25 protein-coding genes are annotated in these 20,211 nt (G+C 62.7%); 12 read left to right on the top strand and 13 right to left on the bottom strand.

Annotation, left to right across the window (positions count from 1 at the left end; all coding sequences use genetic code 11):
- Positions 1-6: 6 nt before the first annotated feature.
- Complete coding sequence (locus tag SynA1528_RS05710; protein WP_186588081.1) at positions 7-165, bottom strand: hypothetical protein; 159 nt, start codon at positions 163-165, stop codon at positions 7-9.
- Between the two features lie 145 nt (positions 166-310).
- Here SynA1528_RS05710 and SynA1528_RS05715 point away from each other — a divergent pair, with 145 nt between their 5' ends.
- A complete protein-coding gene (locus tag SynA1528_RS05715) occupies positions 311-532 on the top strand; it encodes a hypothetical protein (protein WP_186588082.1) in 222 nt (73 codons plus the stop codon).
- A 42-nt stretch (positions 533-574) separates the two neighbouring features.
- The gene (locus tag SynA1528_RS05720; RefSeq protein ID WP_186588083.1) at positions 575-1,270 is read left to right on the top strand and encodes a CPP1-like family protein; all 696 of its coding nucleotides are present in this window, start codon (positions 575-577) and stop codon (positions 1,268-1,270) included.
- Here the strand turns inward: SynA1528_RS05720 and hslO are convergent.
- Both hslO and SynA1528_RS05730 read right to left on the bottom strand, forming a co-directional pair.
- Entirely contained in the window at positions 1,267-2,184 is a 918-nt protein-coding gene (hslO, locus tag SynA1528_RS05725) for an Hsp33 family molecular chaperone HslO (RefSeq protein ID WP_186588084.1), read from the bottom strand. The two genes, SynA1528_RS05720 and hslO, sit on opposite strands and share 4 nt — an antisense overlap.
- A gap of 9 nt (positions 2,185-2,193) precedes the next feature.
- Positions 2,194-2,838, bottom strand: coding sequence for an ABC transporter ATP-binding protein (locus tag SynA1528_RS05730; protein WP_186588085.1), 645 nt, complete (start codon positions 2,836-2,838; stop codon positions 2,194-2,196).
- 45 nt (positions 2,839-2,883) lie between these two features.
- Between SynA1528_RS05730 and SynA1528_RS05735 the strand changes: the two genes are divergently transcribed.
- Positions 2,884-3,333: a DUF3531 family protein gene (locus SynA1528_RS05735; RefSeq protein WP_186588086.1), complete on the top strand. Its 450-nt coding sequence runs from the start codon at positions 2,884-2,886 to the stop codon at positions 3,331-3,333.
- Entirely contained in the window at positions 3,326-4,054 is a 729-nt protein-coding gene (locus tag SynA1528_RS05740; protein ID WP_186588087.1) for a 16S rRNA (uracil(1498)-N(3))-methyltransferase, read from the top strand. Before SynA1528_RS05735 ends, SynA1528_RS05740 begins: the two co-directional genes overlap by 8 nt.
- 12 nt (positions 4,055-4,066) lie before the next feature.
- Here the strand turns inward: SynA1528_RS05740 and SynA1528_RS05745 are convergent, their stop codons facing one another.
- Positions 4,067-4,504 carry a hypothetical protein gene (locus tag SynA1528_RS05745; RefSeq protein WP_286187923.1) on the bottom strand — a complete coding sequence of 146 codons (438 nt, stop codon included), beginning with the start codon at positions 4,502-4,504 and terminating at the stop codon, positions 4,067-4,069.
- A 45-nt stretch (positions 4,505-4,549) separates the two neighbouring features.
- Between SynA1528_RS05745 and SynA1528_RS05750 the strand changes: the two genes are divergently transcribed.
- The gene (locus SynA1528_RS05750) at positions 4,550-5,269 is read left to right on the top strand and encodes a TIGR00297 family protein (protein WP_286187924.1); all 720 of its coding nucleotides are present in this window, start codon (positions 4,550-4,552) and stop codon (positions 5,267-5,269) included.
- On the opposite strand, the gene SynA1528_RS05755 is transcribed toward SynA1528_RS05750, so the two are convergent.
- The gene (locus tag SynA1528_RS05755) at positions 5,235-5,981 is read right to left on the bottom strand and encodes a sigma-70 family RNA polymerase sigma factor (protein ID WP_186588089.1); all 747 of its coding nucleotides are present in this window, start codon (positions 5,979-5,981) and stop codon (positions 5,235-5,237) included. The two genes, SynA1528_RS05750 and SynA1528_RS05755, sit on opposite strands and share 35 nt — an antisense overlap.
- A 117-nt stretch (positions 5,982-6,098) precedes the next feature.
- On the opposite strand from SynA1528_RS05755, the gene SynA1528_RS05760 reads away from it, so the two are divergent.
- The gene (locus SynA1528_RS05760) at positions 6,099-6,263 is read left to right on the top strand and encodes a PCP reductase family protein (RefSeq protein WP_186588090.1); all 165 of its coding nucleotides are present in this window, start codon (positions 6,099-6,101) and stop codon (positions 6,261-6,263) included.
- Positions 6,264-6,266: 3 nt separating this feature from the next.
- Here the strand turns inward: SynA1528_RS05760 and SynA1528_RS05765 are convergent, their stop codons facing one another.
- From SynA1528_RS05765 to SynA1528_RS05790, 6 genes are read right to left on the bottom strand one after another with little or no spacing between them, the layout of a single operon-like run.
- On the bottom strand, positions 6,267-6,446 hold the full coding sequence (locus SynA1528_RS05765) for a DUF8633 family putative protein (protein ID WP_286187925.1): 180 nt from the start codon (positions 6,444-6,446) through the stop codon (positions 6,267-6,269).
- A gap of 50 nt (positions 6,447-6,496) precedes the next feature.
- The gene (locus SynA1528_RS05770) at positions 6,497-7,168 is read right to left on the bottom strand and encodes a GDSL-type esterase/lipase family protein (RefSeq protein ID WP_186588092.1); all 672 of its coding nucleotides are present in this window, start codon (positions 7,166-7,168) and stop codon (positions 6,497-6,499) included.
- Complete coding sequence (locus SynA1528_RS05775) at positions 7,165-8,673, bottom strand: ABC transporter permease family protein (RefSeq protein WP_186588093.1); 1,509 nt, start codon at positions 8,671-8,673, stop codon at positions 7,165-7,167. Before SynA1528_RS05775 ends, SynA1528_RS05770 begins: the two co-directional genes overlap by 4 nt.
- The gene (locus SynA1528_RS05780; protein ID WP_186588094.1) at positions 8,652-9,353 is read right to left on the bottom strand and encodes a phosphonate ABC transporter ATP-binding protein; all 702 of its coding nucleotides are present in this window, start codon (positions 9,351-9,353) and stop codon (positions 8,652-8,654) included. The genes SynA1528_RS05775 and SynA1528_RS05780 overlap by 22 nt, the downstream gene beginning before the upstream one ends.
- Positions 9,353-10,273, bottom strand: a complete 921-nt coding sequence (locus SynA1528_RS05785; protein WP_186588095.1) for a putative selenate ABC transporter substrate-binding protein — start codon at positions 10,271-10,273, stop codon at positions 9,353-9,355. Before SynA1528_RS05785 ends, SynA1528_RS05780 begins: the two co-directional genes overlap by 1 nt.
- Positions 10,274-10,299: 26 nt before the next feature.
- Complete coding sequence (locus SynA1528_RS05790; RefSeq protein ID WP_186588313.1) at positions 10,300-11,478, bottom strand: pyridoxal phosphate-dependent aminotransferase; 1,179 nt, start codon at positions 11,476-11,478, stop codon at positions 10,300-10,302.
- 84 nt (positions 11,479-11,562) lie between these two features.
- Between SynA1528_RS05790 and SynA1528_RS05795 the strand changes: the two genes are divergently transcribed.
- Genes SynA1528_RS05795 through SynA1528_RS05810 form a run of 4 tightly spaced genes read left to right on the top strand, consistent with a single transcriptional unit; the run spans position 11,563 to position 15,110 of the window.
- On the top strand, positions 11,563-11,958 hold the full coding sequence (locus SynA1528_RS05795; protein ID WP_186588096.1) for a VOC family protein: 396 nt from the start codon (positions 11,563-11,565) through the stop codon (positions 11,956-11,958).
- A 5-nt stretch (positions 11,959-11,963) separates the two neighbouring features.
- Positions 11,964-12,521 (top strand): uracil-DNA glycosylase, encoded by a 558-nt coding sequence (locus tag SynA1528_RS05800; protein WP_186588097.1) that lies wholly within the window; start codon positions 11,964-11,966, stop codon positions 12,519-12,521.
- A gap of 22 nt (positions 12,522-12,543) precedes the next feature.
- Entirely contained in the window at positions 12,544-13,740 is a 1,197-nt protein-coding gene (gene ispG / locus SynA1528_RS05805; protein WP_186588098.1) for a (E)-4-hydroxy-3-methylbut-2-enyl-diphosphate synthase, read from the top strand.
- Positions 13,741-13,775: 35 nt separating this feature from the next.
- On the top strand, positions 13,776-15,110 hold the full coding sequence (locus SynA1528_RS05810; protein WP_186588099.1) for a S41 family peptidase: 1,335 nt from the start codon (positions 13,776-13,778) through the stop codon (positions 15,108-15,110).
- A gap of 13 nt (positions 15,111-15,123) precedes the next feature.
- Here the strand turns inward: SynA1528_RS05810 and SynA1528_RS05815 are convergent, their stop codons facing one another.
- Positions 15,124-15,288, bottom strand: coding sequence for a hypothetical protein (locus SynA1528_RS05815; RefSeq protein WP_186588100.1), 165 nt, complete (start codon positions 15,286-15,288; stop codon positions 15,124-15,126).
- Positions 15,289-15,366: 78 nt separating this feature from the next.
- A complete protein-coding gene (gene mfd, locus SynA1528_RS05820) occupies positions 15,367-18,945 on the bottom strand; it encodes a transcription-repair coupling factor (protein ID WP_186588101.1) in 3,579 nt (1,192 codons plus the stop codon).
- 62 nt (positions 18,946-19,007) lie between these two features.
- Here mfd and SynA1528_RS05825 point away from each other — a divergent pair, with 62 nt between their 5' ends.
- Both SynA1528_RS05825 and SynA1528_RS05830 read left to right on the top strand, forming a co-directional pair.
- Positions 19,008-19,244 carry a hypothetical protein gene (locus SynA1528_RS05825; RefSeq protein WP_186588102.1) on the top strand — a complete coding sequence of 79 codons (237 nt, stop codon included), beginning with the start codon at positions 19,008-19,010 and terminating at the stop codon, positions 19,242-19,244.
- A 43-nt stretch (positions 19,245-19,287) separates the two neighbouring features.
- Positions 19,288-20,157, top strand: coding sequence for a hypothetical protein (locus tag SynA1528_RS05830; RefSeq protein ID WP_186588103.1), 870 nt, complete (start codon positions 19,288-19,290; stop codon positions 20,155-20,157).
- Positions 20,158-20,211: the final 54 nt, after the last annotated feature.

The following is a 20,211-nucleotide window of genomic DNA, read 5'->3' on the forward strand; positions in this document are numbered from 1 at the left end:
GTCCGTTCAGCGGGAGCTGAAGCGCACCGCCCGCTTGGTTCCCCACAAATTGCGCTGCCGTTGTTCGGCTTCGTTGATGCAGCGCTGTGCCTCAGCGCGGGAGAGACAGGTTCTGGCCTTTTCCTCCACCGCCATCAAGGCCAGGAGCTCGTTCAGGGTGTTCATGGCGATCAGCCCAAGTGATTCATCATTAACCATCTCTTAACCGTATGCAAGTTGTTGCTGTCTGGCCGCCGGTCTGCAAGCCCTCATCGGCTCACAGGCCACGCTTCTGATCGCCAGACTGCTCGGACTGATTCGTGGCGATCACTTGGACAGTCTCTGGCTTGTGCGAAGCACGGCGGACGGCGGCACCGAGTACGTCTGTTTTCGTTCCGGCCGTGAATCCGTCGAAATGCTGGAGGGGTTCCACCTCCCTCCGCAGATGCCCCTGATCAAGCGTCGCCGCTGGTTGAACCGCTCCGAGGCCCTGAGTTGCCGTCAGAACCTTGAACGTTCTGAGGGTTTCCGTCACGGCAAGGCTCTGTTCTGAGCTGGTCTCGATACGCTCTTGTCATGTTGTTACTGAAAGGGCATGGCTGCCGTCGGTGAATCCGGTCCTTCGTCCGGCTCGGAGGATCCCTACGCCCGGCTGGGCCTTGCCCCAGGGGCCAGCTTCGATGAGGTTCAGGCGGCCCGCAGCCGTTGTCTGGCCCAGACCGATGACGATCCCCAGGCCAAGGCTCGAGTGGAAGCCGCCTACGACGCTGTTCTGATGGCTCGCCTCCGAGACCGCCAGCAGGGACAGGTCAGTGCCGCTGCCGCGACGGCGTCGCAGAAGGAGGAGTCGGCGGCGTCTGCCAGTCCATCCGTGCCGTCTCTTCTGGGGGTCAGCGTTCTGCAGCGGCTTCGTCCTCGCCTTCCTCAGGCCGCACCCTCCCTCTCCGGGATGTCTCCGTCATGGTCTCTGGCTGAGGGCCAGGGTCTGGTGGTCCGCCTGGTGGCCGGTGCAGCAGCGTTATTGCTGTTGCTGTTCTCACAGGGCTCCGGTTCCTTGGTCCTGGCCCTGGGCCTGATCGGCTGTTTCCTGAGTCAGATCCGACGGGGTCGCCGTCCTCTTCCTTCCCTCGGTTGGTGCCTGTTGGTGCTTGGCCTCGGCTTGGTGGTGGGCGGAGTCCTAACGGCATCGTTGTCCCCCACAGCCTTCAGCCAGCTGAGCTTGAGCCTCGAGCAGGCTCAAGCCCTGCCTGCGGCAGTTCTGCTCTGGCTTGCTTCGCTGTTGCTGGCCTAAGAGGCTGGTGCCAGCTCGGCGATCAGCTCCTCCAGTTCAGGGCCGCTGACTTCATAACGGTTGTTGCAGAAGTGACAGGTGAGTTCCGCTCCACCGTCCTTCTCCAACATGTCGGCCAATTCCGTTCGTCCGACGAGCATCAGGGCGGCCACACTGCGTTCGCGACTGCAGCGGCAGTGAAACCGCACGGGATGCTGGGCATCCGCGTCCTCCAGGGGGCGGGGATCCAGATCCGGGAAAACATCCACCAGCAGGTCCTCGAGCTGGTCGCCGCAACGGTCCAGTCGTCCGCTGAAATCATCAATCTCGCGGCAGCGCTGTTCAAGGAGTTCCACAAGCGCAGGTTCTTCGGCCGCTTTGGGCAGGATCTGAACAAGAAGTCCGCCGCTGCTGTGAAGTTTCTGGCTGCTGATCCGTTCACCGACGAACACCGCCGATGGTGTCTGCTCTGAGTGCAGCAGATAGGAGGCAACGTCATCACCGATCCCGCCGCTCACCAGTTCGACGGTGCTGTTGAACGGTTCCCCCTTGCCGTCATCGCGCATGACATGCAGATAACCGGTGCCGGCAGCGGCCTTGAAGTCGAAGCTGTGGTTCCCATCGGCGTCGATCACCGGATCCAGCTCCAGGGTGTTGTCGCCCACGTATCCCCGTACCGTTCCATCCCGGCCGGCATCCACCATCAGTCCCTTCAGTGGTCCATCGGAGCCGAGCCTGAGGTTGACGCGCCCGTGCCGCACTTTCATCGAACTGGACAGCATCAGGCCGGCGGCCATGGCCCGACCCAGCATCGCGGTGGAGAGGTAGGAGAGCTCATGACGCCGCCGTGCCTCCCGCACGGTGTTGGTCGTGGAGACCGCCACCAGTCGAATGCCACCCCCTGCAGCTGTCGCTCTCACCAGGCGGTCGGCCATGGAACCCCTTCAAGCTCCGGGCAATGTAGTCACCGGTTCCAGACAGCCGTTCCGCAGCCGATACCGCTCGCAGGCCCAATCGTGGAACAGTTGCGGCTCATGGGTCACGACGATCAGCACCCGTTGCTTTGACAGGTTGCTCAGCAGATTGAGCACGTCGGCGCGGACCGACCAGTCCAACCCTGCCGTCGGTTCATCCAGCAGCAGCAGTTCCGCCCCGCGCAGCAGCTGCACCGCTAAGGCCAGGCGTCGTTGCTGGCCGCCACTGAGTCGTTCCGGTGCGTCGCTCATGCGCAGGGCCGTCAGGCCGACGGTGTCCAGTGCTGTCTGCAGCTGATCGCTGTCCAGTCGCCGGTGACCGAGGCGCAGTTCCTGGGCAATGGTCAACCCGAGGAAATGGCGTTCCGGGAACTGAAACACCATTCCACTGAGCCAGCGTCGCTGCCGTTTGCTCAGCTCTCGCCCCTTCCAGCGGATGCTGCCCCGCAGTTGGCCACTCAGGCCGGCGATCACCTCCAGCAGACTTGTCTTGCCACTGCCGCTGGCTCCGGCAACAAGCACAGGACGGCCGATGTCGGCCTTGAGGGAGACATCCGTCAGCAGTGGCCGTGCCGCGGTGGCCGGCGCGTAGTCGAGGGACTGAAGGTCGAGCATGGACCACAGCTTGACCGATGATGAAGTCACCTCACTGGTCCCTCCATGGACGTTCGTTTCCGCGAGGTGGATCCGTTCAATTGCTGGATCTGGCTGCGTTTCGCTTCACCGCCGAGTCAGGGGGAGCGCAATTACGTCGATGGCATCTTCGACAGCTGGTATGTGATCGGTCGCCTCGGCGGTTTCAACGCCGAAAACCTTCAGGTCCATGAGGAAGGTGCTGATCTCAGCTGGATGGCTTACGACAACGACGAAGCCGATTCGGTGATGCCAGCCCTGATGCACAACATGGGCCAGCTGGAGTATCAGGCCGAATGGGGCCGTTGCTGGGTCGACATGGGCACCAGCGATGGCGTTGGGATCGATGTGTTGATCAATGCCCTGCGTCAGCTGGATACGGATGTGGTGCAGATCGAAGAGCTGCTGATCGGCGGTGTCAATGAGGACTGGCCGGTGGAGGACCACCCCGACAGCCTCTTCCCGTCAGGTGGCTGAGCTGCGGCGGCTGCTGATGGCCCCGCAACGGCTGGCGGCTGTTGAGGCGAACCACCCGGCCATTCCACTGGAGGCGTCCGAACAGCACTACCTGCGTCGTGTTCTGCGTTGCCGAGTGGGAGACAGCATCGCCGTGGTCGATGGCTGCGGGTCGCTCTGGCAGGCCCAGTTGATCAGCGCCGATGCTTTGCAGCTTTCCGGTCCTTCTAAACAAGTCGAACCTGCCCCGTCGCCGCGGCTGGGCCTGGGGCTGGCCCTGATTCGTCGCGGCTTTGAGGACGCGCTGCGTATGGCCTGTGAACTGGGGGTGGATGAGATTCAACCGCTTCAAGCCGACCGCTGCACCCCCCAGGCGGAGCGCCGGCCCGAGCGCTGGTCCACGATTCTCCAGGAGGCGGTGGAGCAGTGTGAACGCCTCTGGGCACCAGCTCTGAAACCCGTCTGCAGCCTTGATCAGTGGTCCGGTGGCCAGCACCCCGTGGCCGTGGGTGTCACCCGTCGCTCCGATACCCCAGCCTTGAGCGACTGGCTCAAAGGGACCCCTGGCTCGGACGGCATGGTCTGGTTGCTGGTGGGTCCTGAGGGCGGCTGGAGCGATGCTGAGGATCAGCTGATCTGCTCCAGGAGGTGGCAGCCGGTGCACCTGGGACACACAATTCTGCGTAGCTCAACGGCCGCCGTGCGGGGCAGCGTTGAGCTGCTGCGGTGGCGGGATGGATGAATTTGATGCCGATCAGCTCTTGAACAGGTCGCCGGCGATGGTCATGAAGCCCTTCATGCCGGCGCCGGGACGGCGCTTGCCAGCCCGCAGGCCTGCACCCGGCATCAGGTTGGACGGGGCATAGGTGCTCATCGTCACGGCGGGCCGAGCGGCCTGGCTTGCGGCGAGTTCAGCGGCGATGGCCTCGGCGGTGGTTTGAACCGCTGCTGTGTCGTTGGCTGTACCGCTAGCGACGGGCTGCTCTGCAGGGATCGACGTTGGGGCGGTGGTCACCACCACCTCGGCCTGAGGTTCCTCCTGCGGCGTGGAGCTCTCTTCGACAGCGACCGTTTCAGGCAGGTCCAGGCGGACCGGCTCGGCGCTCTCATCGAGCGTCAGAAAGAAGCTCTTGTTCTGGTTGAACAGCATGCCGAGGGTTCCACTGACAACAGCGATGATTCTCCGATGCAAGGCCCTGTTCGCGGGCTTTGCTTACGGCACTGCAACACGGCATCAATGATCTGGATTCACGCTCTGCTGCTCAACACCGTCCTGATCGCAGGGGCCCAGCGAGCGCCGCTGCTCACCCCCGTCGGTTGGGTCCATGCCGGAGCGCTGGGAACGATCCTCTGGGGTTGTCTCGGCTGGCGGGGATGGGTGGCCGTGGTGGCGTATCTGGTGCTGGGCAGCCTGGTGACCAGGCTCGGCCTGCGTCAGAAGGAAGCGCTCGGACTCGCTGAAGCCAGGGGGGGACGCCGTGGCCCGGAAAACGTCTGGGGATCAGCCGCCACCGGGGCATGTCTGGCCCTTCTGATCGGTGCAGGTGTGGAACCCCAACCTCTGTTGTTGGTTGGTTTTGCGGCCAGTTTCGCCGCCAAGCTCGCCGATACCTTCGGGAGCGAGATCGGCAAGCGCTGGGGCCGCAGGGCGGTGCTGATCACGACCCTGCGGCCTGTGCCCCCTGGCACCGAAGGAGCCATCAGCCTGGCGGGGACCCTCGCCAGTGCCGCCGGCAGCGTGGTGATGACCCTGGTGATGTGGCAACTGCAGCTGCTGCCGTCGTTCAGCATCAGCCTGGTGGTGATGCTGATCGGTCTGGTGGCGACCCTGGCGGAGAGTCTGCTGGGTGCTGTCGCTCAGGATCGAATCAGTTGGCTGAGCAATGAGTTGGTCAATGCCCTGCAGACGCTGCTGGCCGCCCTCATGGCGATGCTGTTGATGGTCGGCAGGATCTGAACGGCAGCAGACCGTCCTGCTCTGCCAACCGCTGAAGGAGCTTGATCGCGTTTCGGATGGACTTGCGCAGCTGATGTTGCGGCACGCCGGTGGCCGACGCGATTGTTCGCACATTGTCCCCTTTGATGAAGTGGCGGTGCAGCAACTGCCGTTGCTGTGGCTTCAGCAGTTGCAGAGCGCCGTCCAACCAGCGTTGTTCCTGATCGTCATGGTCCGGGCCTGCTCCCTGCTCGTGGATCGCGCTTATGGGCACCATCCGTTGCGCCTGCTGGCTGCTGCAGGCCTTCCGCCAGCGCTGAGCCGTGATCTGGAGAGCGGCGGCCAGTTCCATGTCCGAGAGGGGCGGCCGACCAGCCTGGATCTGGACTTGCTGCAGCTTCTGGCCTTTGACGTAGGTGTCGCGCAGCCGCCAGGGGACGCGAATCGTGCTGGCCCGATCCCGGCGGAAATGGAGCACCTGACCGTTGGCAGCGCTGCTCACAAATGTTGATGGCTTATGACCGCGCTGAGGTTCAAATCGCTCCCATCCGCGGATCAGACCCACACGGGCCTCCTGTTCCAGGTCGTCCCGCTCTTCTGGTCCCCGCTGGATCTGGCGAGAGGCGATCATCCCGGCGATGCCGAGATAATTCAGAACGTTGATGTTGCGTCGCTGGAGCTCAGGGGGAAGATTCCGCCGCTGCTCGCGTCGCTGCCATCCGGAAGTGTTCATGGTGCTGAAGCAACTGTCTTCAGCGTTTGTGATTCCGGCCTGTCCGACCGCCCACCTTGGTGCCCGATCTCTGCACCAAGGTGCCGGATAGGGTCTCGCTACTCAGCAGCTCTGTGAATGGATTGGCAACCGGAGGCCCTCGCCGCTCTGAAAAAGGATGTGCCCTTCTTCGTTCGACCTGCCGTGCGTCGGCGGGTTGAGTCGATGGCCAATGAGGCGGGACGCAGCAGCATTGACCTCAGCTTTTATGCGGAGGCGAAAGCGAGCATGGCGCCCAGTTGAGGCTCAGGGGGTATCCAGGTCGCAACGATTCAATTCCGGCTGGGTGAGGCGATCGATGATGCGGGCCATGTCGATCGAGGTGAGTTCGCCGTTGTCGTCCCACTTGAGCGTGGTCTTCCGCTGAGCGGGAGGCTGTTGCGTCGTGGACTGTCCAGCTGTTTGCTCGAAGGAACGATCGGCCACCACATCCGAAGGTCAGGGTTCGGAGATATTAGTGGCCAAGTTGGCCGCCATTACCCACGAAGCGGCGTTGTTGTGGTAAGTGGCAACAATCCTGCCCAGGTCTGCAGGGCGCTCCAGGTGCTGATGCGCTGCTGGATGAAGTGGTGCCCCTCGCCGTTGAGATGCAGGCCATCGGGTTCCATCCAGCTCAGCCAGTCGGGTTCTTCTCGCATGGACCGATGCAGTGGGAGGAACGGGATGCCGGCATCGCGACAGGTTTCAGCCAGCATCGCTTCGTGGGCCTCCACGTCCAGATTGCTGTACCAGAGGCAGTCGGCAAAGGGCATGACGTGCTCATCCACGGGTGTGAGGCCAATCACCAGGACCTGGGTCAGCGGTTTCATTTCACTGAGCAGCTGTCCCATGCCGAATCCATAGGCCTCGGTGGTCAGTTGCTGGCGGCCATCCGGCCGGCCCACCCGTGCCGTGTCGTTCAATCCGACTGCCAGCAGCACACCGTCCGGTGTCTGCCGCCGCAGCTCGCCGCGACATTGCCACTCCCCCCGCCAGCGGGCGGCCACCCGTTCCAATCCATCGCCGCGGATGCCCAGGGGATAGATCACCGGGGCCGCCGGCAACTGCATCCACTCCAAGCGCAGGCGTTCGCACCAGCCCCCGGCCTCACGATCTCCCCAGCCATACACGCCGCTGTCGCCGATCACCAGCAGCTGTTTGGGTTTCATGCCCTCTCCTGAAGCTGTTCAGAGGCCAGCTCCCCGAGGAGCGTCAGAACGGCGTACACCAGGATCAACCATCCCACCTGCGGCCAGTGAAAGGAGGACAGGGCCTCCATCAGCTGCCAGCCCAGACCGGCACCACCCACCAGACCGACCACCGCTGTATCCCGAAGAATCACATCACTGCGGTAGGCGGCGTAGGCGAGATAGCGCCGGCTCGCTGGCGTGAGCACCCCGAACAGCCAGGCGGAGCGCCGTGGCGCGCCGAGGGCAACCATGGCCTGCTGGTGGCGGCCATCCACCCGCTCGAGTCCGTCCTCGAGCACCAGTCCCATCACGCCGCTGTGATGCAGCCCCAAAGCGAGCGCCGCCACAGCAAGGGTCGGCTTGCTGGCCAGCATCAACAACAGCGCCGTCAACGGTGGAGGCAACAATCGCATCAGCAGCCAACCAGCCTTCAGCATCCGTCCAGCACCATCATCGGGGGCGATCAACCGCAGCAACGGCGGCAGGCCGATGGCCACCCCGGAGGCGAGCACTGTGATCAGGAGCGTTCCGCCGACCAGCTCCAGCCACGGCGTCTCGACCCATGCCTGCGTGAGACCGTCTCGCAACTGAGCCCATGGAGGCCATGGGGCCCCCTGGATCCATCGGGGCAGAGAGAGGTCGTGGTTCAGTCTGTGGCTCCAGAGGAGAGTGACCAGCGGCAGCGCCAGGGTCAGCAGCAACAGGCCATGACGGGCGGAGAGCCGTCGGATCACCAGATTCATCAACGCCAGCAGCAGGGCCATCAACCACAAGCCGCTCCACAGTTCACGAAAGCGCAGGGACTGCAGGCTCAGCATCAGCTCGGTCCCCAACCCCCCCAGGCCGAAAATCCCGAGCAGCAGGGCAGATCGCAGGGCGCAGTCGAGACGGTGGCCGATGTGATCGCGCAGTGCAGCGGCCACGGGGGGCATGAGGCTGGTGAACAGATTGATCACCGCGGGGACGCCAGCGCATCGCAGGGCGATGAGCGCGGGCAGTTCCTGCTGGTCCAGCTGATCTGCCAAAACGCGGGCCAGCACAGCCGAGTAGGGCAGAACAATCGCCAGGACAGCCACCCATCCGTTCAGGCCGAACAGCTGAAGCAGGAGCAGGCCCCAGATCAGTTCATGGATCGATCGCAGTGGTGCCAGACAACGACGCAGCACCACCGCCGGCCAGCGCCGTCCGGTCAGGGTGGAACAGATCGTCGTCGAACTGAGAACCCCCAGCAGCAGCCCCGCAAGGCTGCTGAGGCTCCAGGCCAGGAGCGCCGTCAGAGCGGTGATCTGCAGTTCTGCAAGCTGATGCTTCAGCAGGGTTGGATCCAGGGAGGGTTGAAGGGCTGCCAGCCAGAACCGACCGATCTGTTCCACTCCACCGCCGTGGAGATCACGCAACAGCACGATCCCCAGAGGCAGCACCACCAGTGCTGGAGCCAGGGCCACGAGCACTGGTGCCGGCTTCAGCCTTCGCTGTAGAGCCATGCCAGGGTTGCTTCGGTGATGGCTGAGGGCGCTGCATCCAAGACCAGTTCACCCTGACGCAGCCCCAGCACTCGCTGGAACCGATGCATCAGATCGGGTCGGTGCAGGCTGATCACACAGGACGACTGATCCAGCAGCAGGTTGAGGACGTCGTTCGCCAGGCGTGGGTCAAGGGCGGACAACGGCTCATCAGCCAGGGTCAGCATCGGTTGCTGACGCAACAGCCGGGCCAGGGCCACCCGCTGGCGCTCGCCTCCTGAAAGGCCGGACACCCGTTGATCACGGAGCCCGTTGCTGAGTCCCACCTGGTGCAGGAGGACGTCCCCCAGCTCCGGCTCCAGCGGCTGCAACAGGTTGCGTAAACCCCAGAGGAGCGAATGGCGGCCCAGGGCCCCGGTGTTGATGTTCTGAAGCACGGTCAGTTCCTCCACAAGCCTGAGGTCCTGCCAGAGGGTTCCGATCTGCCGTCGCTGGGCTGGTCGACAACGGTTCAGGTCGTGCCCCTGCCAGAGAACGCTGCCCTCATCGGGCAGGAGGCTTCCGTTGCAGAGGCCGATTAGGCTGGATTTGCCTGCCCCGCTCCGCCCCAGCAGAACGGTGGTCTCCCCCAGCCGGATCGTGAGGTCGAGGGGTTGGAGCCGACCGGTCAGTCCAGCCCGGCGGAGCTCCAGTACCGCCATCAGCGGACCTTGCCCAGTTGACGCCCCACCGCTTCGATCTTGTTGTAGTCCTCGTTCTGGGCGGGGATGAAGCTCTCAGCGCCGAACAGGTCCAGAACCAACGCTCCCCGTTCCGTTGAGGGAGTCAAGGACAGAAGAGCCTTCTGCACGCGATCGGTGAATCCTTCCCCGAAGCGCTCATCCAGATCGGGCCGAGCCACCCAGTGGTAGTCCACATAGGGAGGAGTTCGCCAGATCACCGCCACTTTGGAGGGATCGACGCGGCCCTCATCGACATTGCTGCGCCAGACCTGTTCATTAAGAGCGCCCACTTCATAGGCGCCGCTCTGGACCACAGCGATCGTGGCGTCGTGGCTGCCGCTGAAACCGGGTCCACCCCCTGCGAGATCCCCCATGGTGACTCCGTTCTCTCCGAGGAAGTACTGGGGCATCAGCCGTCCGGAGGTGGAACTTTCCGAGCCGAAGGCCAGACGGCGACCCTTCAACTGAACCAATTGATCGGCACTGGTGATGGGCCGGAGTCCGCTGGCGCCGTTGGCGATGAACACACTGGTGAATTTGGCGTCGATGTCCCGTTGGGCCAGCACCCTGGCCCCGGGCGTCTGCAGACGGGCCTGAACACCGGTCAGGCCACCGAACCAGACCAGATCAAGACTGCCGCTGCGGAATGCGCTGACAGCAGCCGCGTAGTTACTGACAGGGACGTACCGGACGTCGACATCCAGGGATTCACTCAGTTCATCCGAGAGGGATCCGTACAACCGATTCAACTTCTCGGGGTTCTGATCCGGGATGGCACCGATCTTCAGAACCGGGTCATTCGTCGATGGTGCACCGCTGCAGCCCGCCAAGGACATCGCAAAGGCTAAGCCGGTGGTGAGTCCGGTCGCCATCACGACCGGTCGTTGTCGTCCTGGCATCAGGTCAAACGTCGAACAAAACGATCTCAGCTGTTCTCCAGCAGTTGGCTCAGTCGCGACAAGCCATCTTTGATCGTCTCACGCGAGACGGCACAGGACAGACGAATGCAGCGGTCGTTTCCGAAGGCCAGACCGGGGACGACGGCAAGGCCTGCCCGATCCAGGGCCTGACGACAGAAGTCCATTGATCCGCCAACCGATTCCGGGAGCTGAGGGAAAGCGTAAAAAGCACCTTTGGGCTCCACAAGCGTGATTCCCTCAATCGCCTGCAGTCCCTCGGTGAGCAGCAGCCGGCGTCGGTTGTAGCTCTCCGCCATCGCATCGACGCAATCCCGCGGGCCCTGAATGGCCGCAAGAGCCCCTCGCTGGGCAAAGCTGCAGACATTGCTGGTGCTCTGACTCTGCAGAGCAGCGGCAGCCTTGATCACCTCCTGGTGTCCGGCGAGGTAGCCAAGCCGCCAGCCGGTCATCGCCCAGCCTTTGGCAAAGCCGTTGACGGTGAAACATCGATCGGCCAGATCCGAGGCGATGGCCGCAAAGCTGTGGTGATGTTCACCCTCCGCCAGCAGGAATTCATAGATCTCGTCACTTATCACCAGCAGCTGGGGATGGCGACGCACCAGTTCCGCCACGGCCTCGAGCTCCTGGCGTGGCATCACGCGACCGGTGGGATTCCCGGGGGTGTTCAGCACCAGCAGGCGGCTGCGCGGACTGATCGCCGCCTCCAGTGCATCCAGATCGAGCCGGAAGCCCTCCTCGGCCTGGCTGGGGATCAGCTTGACCTCAGCACCGGCCAGGGCGGCCATCTCCGGATAGCTCAGCCAGTACGGCGCTGGTAGAAGCACCTCATCACCAGGATTCAGCAGCACCTGAAACAGGTTGTAGATCGCCTGCTTGCCGCCGTTGGTGATCAGAACCTGCTCGCTGCTAATGGCGATGCCATTGGTCCTGGACAGCTTCTCCGCTATGGCTGCCCGGAGCTCGGGGTCGCCAGCGGCTGGTCCGTAGCGCGTGATGCCATCACGCAGGGCTTGTCGGGTGGCCTCGACGATGAAATCCGGCGTGTCGAAATCAGGCTCACCCGCACTGAGGCTGCAGATGTCACGCCCGGCACGCTGCAGTGCCTTCGCCTGGGCGCCGATGGCTAGCGTCAGGGAGGGCTTGAGGGCCACGGCCCGTGCGGACAGTTCTGGAGGGCGTGGCATCGGCAACGCACCTCCCCGCGGCACGCGTAAAGATCACATCCTGCCTCACGTGGTGTCCCAGACAACCTTGTGTGTTCCCTTGTCATGAGCTCCATCAACCTGAGCTGGGTGCTGGCTGCTGAGGATCCGCAGCGGTTGGCCCGCTTTTATGCCGCCTTGCTGGGGTGCCCCCAGCGGGATGGCTTCTCCCCCTCCCACTGCATCGTTGATCTAGGTGGAGCAGGGCGTCTGGAGATCTACAGGCCGTCCCGGAACCGCCCGTTTCCCCAGCGCGGACGCGCGGTGGCTCCCTGCCTGCGCCTGCCGCCGATGGATGGCCCCCTGGAGGCTCTGCAGCAACAGTTGCCCACCTGGCTGGCCCTGGGGGCGTCGTTGATGGAACCAGCTCGGCAGGAGCCCTTCGGTGCCGAGGTCTGGCTGGCTGATCCCGAGGGCAATCCGGTGCTCATGGTGCAACCCTTCCCCCGTGCGTCCACCTGAAATCGATGTTGGAGCTGCATGACTGTGAGCAATGCACCGCCTGTGATCTGGCGCTGACACGTCAACGGGTGGTGATCAGTCGCGGTGCCGCTTCAGCGCGTCTGATGCTGATCGGAGAGGCCCCCGGTGCCCGGGAGGATGCCTTGGGTCAGCCCTTTGTCGGACGATCTGGCCAGCTGCTGGATCGCCTGTTGCTGGAGGTGGGCCTGAACCCGGAGAAGGATCTGTACATCTGCAATGTAGTGAAGTGTCGTCCTCCCCAGAACCGCCGACCGAAACGCGGGGAATTGACGGCCTGCAGACCCTGGCTGGATCGGCAGATCGACCTGGTGGATCCCGCGGTGATCGTTCTGTTGGGGGCCACGGCCGTGGACAGCCTGCTGGGCATCAAAACTGGAATGACCCAGCTCAGAGGTCAGTGGCTCAGCTGGAATGGACGGTCGGTGATGCCGATCTTTCACCCGTCGTATCTGTTGCGCAATCCATCCACGGCGGCCGATGCCCCCACGGCGTTGACCCGGGCCGATCTCACCGCAGTGCAGCAGCGACTGTGCGAACGTTGACGCGCTTTCGGCCTGGCCCGCCATGACAGCCCTGGATCGGCGTTACGACACCCAGATCCATCGACGCATGACTCGCACCGTGATGGTGGGTGATGTCGCGATCGGCAGTGACCACCCCGTGGTGGTGCAGTCGATGATCAATGAGGACACACTCGACATCGATGCGGCAGTCGCAGGCATCGTCCGCCTTGCGGAGGCTGGCAGTGAAATCGTGCGTGTCACCACGCCGTCGATGGCCCACGCCCGGGCGATGGGGGAGATCCGTGCTGCGGTCCGTGCCCGTGGATGCACGGTGCCGTTGGTGGCCGATGTCCATCACAACGGCGTCAAGATCGCCATGGAGGTGGCTCAGCACGTCGACAAGGTCCGCATCAACCCGGGCCTGTTCGTCTTCGACAAGCCGGACCCCAACCGAGAGGAGTTTTCCGAACAGGAATTCGCGGCCATCGGTGCGCGGATCCGCGAAACGTTCGCACCGCTGGTCACCCTGTTGAGGGATCAGAACAAGGCTCTGCGCATCGGGGTGAACCATGGCTCCCTGGCGGAGCGAATGCTGTTCACCTACGGCGACACCCCCAAGGGCATGGTCGAGTCGGCCATGGAATTCGTGCGCATCTGCGATGAGCTCGACTTCCACAACATCGTGATTTCGATGAAGGCGTCGAGGGCGCCGGTGATGTTGGCGGCCTACCGCCTGATGGCGGACACCATGGACAAAGAGGGATTCAACTACCCCCTGCATCTCGGTGTGACCGAAGCCGGTGACGGCGATTACGGCCGCGTCAAGAGCACGGCGGGAATTGCGACGTTGCTGGCCGATGGACTTGGCGACACCATCCGGGTGTCCCTAACCGAGGCGCCGGAACGGGAAATCCCCGTCTGTTACTCGATTCTTCAATCCCTTGGTCTGCGCAAGACCATGGTTGAGTACGTGGCCTGCCCCAGCTGCGGCCGCACCTTGTTCAATCTCGAAGAGGTGCTGCATAAGGTCCGGGAAGCCACGTCCCATCTCACGGGACTGGACATCGCCGTTATGGGCTGCATCGTCAACGGCCCAGGTGAGATGGCAGATGCGGACTATGGCTATGTCGGCAAGACACCGGGTGTGATTTCGCTGTACCGGGGTCGCGACGAGATCCGCAAGGTGCCCGAGGAGGACGGCGTCACGGCTTTGATCCAGTTGATCAAGGAGGACGGGCGTTGGGTGGAGCCGGACTGAGCTCGTTAGTGTGAACAATCAGTCGCCCAGGGCCCATGCCTAGCGCCAATCGTCTGCGCGGGGTCCTCCGTTCTGGACCCCTCCTGTTGATGCTGGGGCTGGGCGGTATGGCCGTCTCGATGGCAGGACCAAGCCTTGGGCTGACGGGGGCTAGCGGAGGCGCGATCAGCGATAGCCCCAAGGAGGTCATCGATCAGGTCTGGCAGATCGTCTATCGGGATTACCTCGATTCCACCGGTGCCTACAGCGATGCTCGCTGGCGCCAGCTTCGAAGGGATCTGCTGACCAAGTCCTACGCCGGAGAGGAGGAGTCATATGAGGCGATCAAGGGGATGTTGGCCAGCCTCGATGATCCCTACACACGTTTCCTGGATCCCAAGGAATTCAAGGAGATGCGGATCGACACCTCCGGTGAGTTGATGGGGGTCGGCATCCAGCTGAGTCTGGACAAGGACACCAAAGAGCTGATTGTTGTTTCACCGATTGAGGGGACGCCGGCATCCCGCGCTGGCGTCCAGTCGCAGGACGTGATCGTCAGCATTGACGGGGCTCCGACCAAGGGCATGACCACCGCAGATGCCGTGAAGCTCATCCGTGGACCTGAAGGGACCAGTGTGGTTCTTGGTTTGCGTCGCAAAGGGGAGATTCTCAACGTTCCTTTGACCCGGGCTCGGATCGAGATCAATGCGGTGAAATCCGCTCTGAACACCGCAGCCAATGGCAGCAGGATCGGCTACATCCGCCTGAAACAGTTCAATGCCAATGCATCCCGTGAGATGCGTGCCGCCATTCAGGATCTAGAGGGCCAGGGCGCTCAGGGGTATGTCCTCGATCTGCGCAGTAACCCGGGCGGTCTTTTGGAGGCCAGTATTGATATCGCCCGACAGTGGCTGAACAAGGGAACGATCGTCAGCACACGAACCCGGGAAGGCATTCGGGATATACGCCGTGCCACCGGCAGTGCCATCACCGACAAGCCGATGGTGGTGCTGATCGATCAGGGTTCAGCCAGCGCCAGCGAAATTCTTTCGGGTGCGTTGCAGGAGAACGAGCGCGCTCAGCTTGTTGGACAGAAAACCTTCGGGAAAGGCCTTGTTCAGGCCGTTCGTGGATTGTCCGACGGCTCAGGAATGACCGTGACCATCGCCAAGTATCTGACCCCCAACGGGACAGATATCCACAAAAACGGCATCCAACCGGACATCAGCGCAGAGATGTCTGAAAAGGAAATTCGTAATTTCAAGATCGAAGATCTTGGAACCTCAAGAGATAGTCAATATCGTGTCGCTGAAACCACACTGACCAAAGCCCTGAAAGAGGTGAATCAGGTCTATCAACCTGGGAACGCCAATCTTCAAGCCGTGTTCTGAAGTGCTGGTGAGCTCAGGCCACGGGCTGCATCAAGCCACCGCCTCCACCACCATTGGAATCATCATCATCAGACGTGGGTTGGAGCAGGGCGTACAACCCAAGAGCAGCAGTGCACATCAAGCCACTGATCAGCTGCAGAGGGAATCCACCCACGTTGAGATCAATGAGTTCTCCCATGGCGCTCCAATTCGTTGGGATCAATGTAACGAAGAATTGCGCGGCTGTGGAAGTTTTCTCAGAAATGCGAGTACGCCGTCACACCCGCAGCACCGCCTCGTTCTGCTGTCCCTGTTCCTCCACCCGCTGCGCTTCGGTCTTGCCGTCGGCATCAGGGATCTGCGCCGCCATCAATCGCAGCCACTCCATCAGCTGCTCGAGTTGCTTCTCCATGGGCAGAACCCCAAGGCCCCGTGCCAGCACCTTGTGCTGAAGCGCTTTTCCGCTCTGGTACACCAATCGACCATGCAGGTGCTGAGGTAGCCCCTGCCGCAGCAGACGGAAGGCGGGCTCCTCCATCGGTGTCTCCAGAACGATGTTCGGTTTCTCCGGTTTGATGCGGGAGATCCCGCACCGTCTGGCCAGCAATTTCAACTCCATCAACTGCAACAGGGATTGCACCGCCGCCGGCAGTGCCCCGTAACGATCCGCCCAACCGGCGGCCAGCTCCACCAATGCCTCGCCGGAGCGACAGTCGGCCGCAGCGCGATAGGCGGCGATCTTCTCGTCGGGATCGGTGATCCAGTCGGCCGGCACAAATGCTGTGACGGGAAGATCCACCTGGGTGTCGTCGACGCTGGGGATGTCCTGGCCCTGAATCTCCGCCAGTGATTCCTGCAGCATTTCCATATAGAGGTCAAAGCCGATGGTCCCCATCTGGCCGCTCTGTTCCACCCCCAGAAGGTTGCCGACGCCGCGGATCTCCATGTCGCGCATGGCCAGCTGATAGCCACTGCCCAGCTGCGCGAACTCCTGAATGGCCCGCAGGCGTTGGCGTGCGTTGTCACTCAGCGAACCATTGCCGGGATAGAACAACCAGGCGTGAGCCTGAATGCCGCTTCGGCCCACCCGACCCCGCAGCTGGTAAAGCTGGGCCAGTCCGAAACGGTGGGCATCCTCGATCAGAATCGTATTCACCCGTGGGATGTCGAGGCCGCTTTCGACGATGGTGGTGCAAAGCATCACATCGGCTTCCCCGGCGTTGAAGGCCACCATGGCGCTCTCCAGTTCGCCTTCCGCCATCTGGCCGTGGGCCACCAGCAGTTTCAGGCCGGGCAGCATCTCCCGCAGTCCCGCAGCCACATCCTCGATGCCCTCCACCCTCGGCACCACATAGAACACCTGTCCCCCACGGTCCAGCTCCTGGCGGATGGCGCTGCGCACCGTTTCCGGATCAAGGGCTGCCAGATGGGTTTTGATCGGACGACGCAGCGGCGGTGGAGTGGTGATCAGGCTCATCTCCCGCACGCCGGACAAGCTCATGTACAGCGTTCTGGGGATCGGCGTCGCCGAAAGGGTGAGGACGTCGACGTCCTTTCGCAGCACCTTGATCTTCTCCTTCTGATTGACGCCGAAGCGCTGTTCTTCGTCGACCACCAGCAAGCCGAGTTGCTGGAACGAGGCTCCCTTGCCGAGCAGCTGATGGGTGCCGACCACCGCATCGATGGTGCCCCCCTTGAGGCCCTCCAGGATCGTCTTCCGCTCTGATGCCGTGCGAAAGCGATTCAACAGCGCCACCTTGATCGGGTAAGGGGCAAACCGTTCGGAGAGTGTTCGCCAGTGCTGCTGGGCCAGCACGGTGGTGGGGGCCAGCATGGCCACCTGTTTCCCCGCTGTGATCGCTTTGAAGATGGCGCGAATGGCCACTTCCGTCTTGCCGAAGCCGACATCTCCGCAGACCAGACGGTCCATTGGCTCGGCTTTTTCCATGTCGCCCTTCACATCGGCGGTGGCCTTCAGCTGATCCGGGGTCGGTTCGTAGGGGAACGACTCCTCCAGTTCGTTCTGCCAGGGACCATCACAGGGGAAGGCGAAGCCATCGGCCTGCTGGCGCTCCGCATAGAGCTTCACAAGGTCCATCGCCACCTTGCGGACCGCTTTCTTGGCCCGTTCCTTGGCTTTGGTCCAGGCGGCGCTGCCCATCTTGCTCAGCTGAGGTGGGGTCTCGCTGGTGGCTCGGTAACGGCCGAGGCTTCCCAGCTGGTCTGCAGCAACCCGGAGGATTCCATCGGCGTACTGCACCACGAGGTAATCGCGCACGTCGCCTGACACCGCCAGCTTCTCCATCGCTTTGAAGCGACCGATGCCGTGGTTACGATGGACGACAAAGTCCCCGGGCCGCATCTTGTTGGGATCCACCGTGCGGCTGGCCGCCTTGCGGCGGCGGCGCACGTAACCGCTGGACCCCAGGGTCTGCTGACCGAAGAACTCGCGGTCTGTGACCAGGGCCAGGCGCCAGGCCGGTAGTTGCAACCCCTCCAGTTCGGCGGTGCCGGACGATTTCAGCGCCACGGGCGTGTTCTGTTCGATCAACCGTCCAATCGCCGGTGCATCGCCTGGATTGGGAACAAAGCGCCCGATGCAGTCGTGTTCCTCCAGCAGAGCCACCGCCCGACTGGGTTGAGCGGAGATCAGCCAGACAGCGGTTTTCTCCTTCTGGAAGCCCTTGATCAGACCACCAAGCTTCCCGAACTGATTCGGATACGCCGGCATCGGACGACTGGCCAGATCAAAACTGTTGGGGTGGCCGTCCTCCTCGAGCAGTTCTGCCATGTCAAAGCCATGCCAGGCCTCGGCCAGGCCATAGGCCTCCTCGATGCTGCGCTGCAGGACTGCTGGCCAGAGCGCATCCCGTTCCTCCTCCGAGAAGCCGAGCTCACTTGCCATGTCGCTGTGGTGCTCCACGGCGTGATCCAGCCACTGCTGCCCATGGGCCAGACCATGGCGGCGCTCATCAACCACGACCGAGGTGGAGGTCGGGAGATAGTCGAGCAGGCAGGCCGGTTGGCCCCAAGCCAGACCCATCAGGCGACGAAGACCTTCGGGGGTGCCTCCCTCAAGAAGCTCTTCAGTGGCTTCATCCCCCAGCAGCTGATCCAGCCCCTCCGGCATGGAGTCCCGCAGTTGATCGGCCACCAGCGGACCGAATCCCGTGGGGGTGAGCTGCAGGCGCTCCACGGGATCTAGCGAGCGCTGGGTTGCCGGGTCAAATTCCCTGAGTTTGTCCAGCTCTTCCCCGAAGAACTCCAGGCGCACCGGCAGTTCACTGCTCACCGGGTAGATGTCGACGATGTCGCCGCGTCGGCTCCACGTCCCTTCCTGGTCGATGGTGGACACCCGTTCGTAACCGAGGCGAGCCAGGGTGTCCGCCAGGTCGTCCAGGTCAATCTCATCGCCTTTTTTCAGGGTGCGACAGATGGCCTCGAGGGATTCCCTCGGCGGCAGGTGCGGTTGCAGGCAACGCTCAGTGGCCACGATGGCTTTCGTCGCCGGATCCTCGGTACCGATCAGGTCACTTAAAACCTGCAGCTGTCCCCAGATGATTTCGCTGGTGGGATCGAACGGTTCGTAGGGCGATCCCTCGCTGGTGGGATAGAGGCTGGCGCTGCTCCACCCCATCAGTTCCAGCAGAGCCGTCCAGCGACCGGCTTCCTCAAGGGTGGGCACCACCACCAGCAACGGCCTCTTATCCCGTTGTGCAAGGGCGCTCGCGAGCAGCGCACGGCTTATCCGACCGGCACCCCGCAACAGCAGACGATCATCACGTTCGCTGCGCTGCAGCAGTTCGCCAGTGAGGGCTGCATCACGCAGCTGGGTCACCAGGGAACGCAGGGGCATGGTGCTGTTCGGTCGGCAATCGCTGATCTTCGCAATAGGCTGCGACCGACCGCGTCAGGACCTTGCCGCGCTACCGCTGTCCATCCTGTTGTTGCGGTCCGGCCGTGGTGTTGAAGCCCCCTCGGGGTGCAGTGCCGCTTTGTTTTCGTTGTGGTGAGCCGCTGGAGAGGCAGCCGCTGGTGCGTCCCCTTCCTCTGGTGGTGTTTCTGGCCGTGGGCAGTGTTCTGGTGTTGTCCTCCATCCCCTTGATTCAGAACCCCACACCTCCACGACCGATCGATCGCGGCCGAAGCGCCTGATCAGGATTGACGGCTCAGAATGGGGAGGTCTCGGATTTCTCTGATGGGTACGGCACCTCAGGCACTGCTCTTGTCGACCATTGCCACTGATGCGAACGACTGGCATATCGGTCGGTTCAGCCTCTTGGGCACCATGATCCGCACCGCCGGAGAGGAGATGGATCCGTCCTTCAACCTCACCATCAGCGACTACCCCACCAGCGACGCCGAGCGGAAGCTCTTGCAAGACAACCTGTCATCCGGCCGGTACGGACAGATCTGGTTGATCGCTCCCGATCTGGACAACGGGCCTGACGCTGGCTTCTTCCGGGCTCTGGAAGCGGCGGTGAAAGGGGGCACGGATCTTGTCATAGCCCGCGATCACACCGATCTGGGCTGCTGTCTGCTTGAGCTGAAGGACTGTCTCGATGATGTGGGTCAGACCCAGACGTTTCAACGCACCTGGACCGATCTGCCCAAGGATCGGGAGTATGCCGACCCAGCCTGTGCCGCGATCGTGACCCCTTGTGTTGTCACAGGGCAGAACGGTGGTGTTCAAATCTGCCGTCAGCGGGCTGAACACCCCCTGCTCAACTTTGCGTCGATGATTCCAGGGCACCTTGTGATTCCAGCCCACCCCCATGAGGGCGTGATCCGAAAGGTGGCAGCGTCTCAGACTGTTCTTCTCTCAAGCTTCTCCATCACCAGCGGACGCGAGCAGACCACGGCGATCGTGGATGAAGCGGAGGGCCGTGGGATGGTGCTTCATCACTCCACGTTCCATCACTTCGCGGATTACAACCTGGATGTTGCTAAGGGAGCCCCGGATTTTGTGCTCGATCCCCCGTCAACACAGACCGCCGAGTCACCGGCTTTGTTGAACGACATCAAGGACTATGTGCGATCTGTTGTGCGCTACGCACAAACAAATTAGGAAAATAATTCAGATGAGCATAATTGAGTAATTCAAATTTTCGAAATGAGTAAG

The sequence above is a fragment of the Synechococcus sp. A15-28 genome (genome assembly GCF_014280175.1).
In the GTDB taxonomy this organism is placed as follows: Bacteria; Cyanobacteriota; Cyanobacteriia; order PCC-6307; family Cyanobiaceae; genus Parasynechococcus.

Coding starts and splice junctions, on each gene's coding strand:
- SynA1528_RS05710 (WP_186588081.1), bottom strand. CDS start 165: ATGAACACCCTGAACGAGCTCCTGGCCTTGATGGCGGTGGAGGAAAAG.
- SynA1528_RS05720 (WP_186588083.1), top strand. CDS start 575: ATGGCTGCCGTCGGTGAATCCGGTCCTTCGTCCGGCTCGGAGGATCCC.
- hslO (WP_186588084.1), bottom strand. CDS start 2,184: ATGGCCGACCGCCTGGTGAGAGCGACAGCTGCAGGGGGTGGCATTCGA.
- SynA1528_RS05730 (WP_186588085.1), bottom strand. CDS start 2,838: ATGCTCGACCTTCAGTCCCTCGACTACGCGCCGGCCACCGCGGCACGG.
- SynA1528_RS05735 (WP_186588086.1), top strand. CDS start 2,884: ATGGACGTTCGTTTCCGCGAGGTGGATCCGTTCAATTGCTGGATCTGG.
- SynA1528_RS05750 (WP_286187924.1), top strand. CDS start 4,550: ATGATCTGGATTCACGCTCTGCTGCTCAACACCGTCCTGATCGCAGGG.
- SynA1528_RS05755 (WP_186588089.1), bottom strand. CDS start 5,981: ATGAACACTTCCGGATGGCAGCGACGCGAGCAGCGGCGGAATCTTCCC.
- SynA1528_RS05760 (WP_186588090.1), top strand. CDS start 6,099: ATGGATTGGCAACCGGAGGCCCTCGCCGCTCTGAAAAAGGATGTGCCC.
- SynA1528_RS05770 (WP_186588092.1), bottom strand. CDS start 7,168: ATGAAACCCAAACAGCTGCTGGTGATCGGCGACAGCGGCGTGTATGGC.
- SynA1528_RS05775 (WP_186588093.1), bottom strand. CDS start 8,673: ATGGCTCTACAGCGAAGGCTGAAGCCGGCACCAGTGCTCGTGGCCCTG.
- SynA1528_RS05780 (WP_186588094.1), bottom strand. CDS start 9,353: ATGGCGGTACTGGAGCTCCGCCGGGCTGGACTGACCGGTCGGCTCCAA.
- SynA1528_RS05785 (WP_186588095.1), bottom strand. CDS start 10,273: ATGCCAGGACGACAACGACCGGTCGTGATGGCGACCGGACTCACCACC.
- SynA1528_RS05790 (WP_186588313.1), bottom strand. CDS start 11,478: ATGCCACGCCCTCCAGAACTGTCCGCACGGGCCGTGGCCCTCAAGCCC.
- SynA1528_RS05795 (WP_186588096.1), top strand. CDS start 11,563: ATGAGCTCCATCAACCTGAGCTGGGTGCTGGCTGCTGAGGATCCGCAG.
- SynA1528_RS05800 (WP_186588097.1), top strand. CDS start 11,964: ATGTTGGAGCTGCATGACTGTGAGCAATGCACCGCCTGTGATCTGGCG.
- ispG (WP_186588098.1), top strand. CDS start 12,544: ATGACAGCCCTGGATCGGCGTTACGACACCCAGATCCATCGACGCATG.
- SynA1528_RS05810 (WP_186588099.1), top strand. CDS start 13,776: ATGCCTAGCGCCAATCGTCTGCGCGGGGTCCTCCGTTCTGGACCCCTC.
- SynA1528_RS05815 (WP_186588100.1), bottom strand. CDS start 15,288: ATGGGAGAACTCATTGATCTCAACGTGGGTGGATTCCCTCTGCAGCTG.
- mfd (WP_186588101.1), bottom strand. CDS start 18,945: ATGCCCCTGCGTTCCCTGGTGACCCAGCTGCGTGATGCAGCCCTCACT.
- SynA1528_RS05830 (WP_186588103.1), top strand. CDS start 19,288: ATGGGTACGGCACCTCAGGCACTGCTCTTGTCGACCATTGCCACTGAT.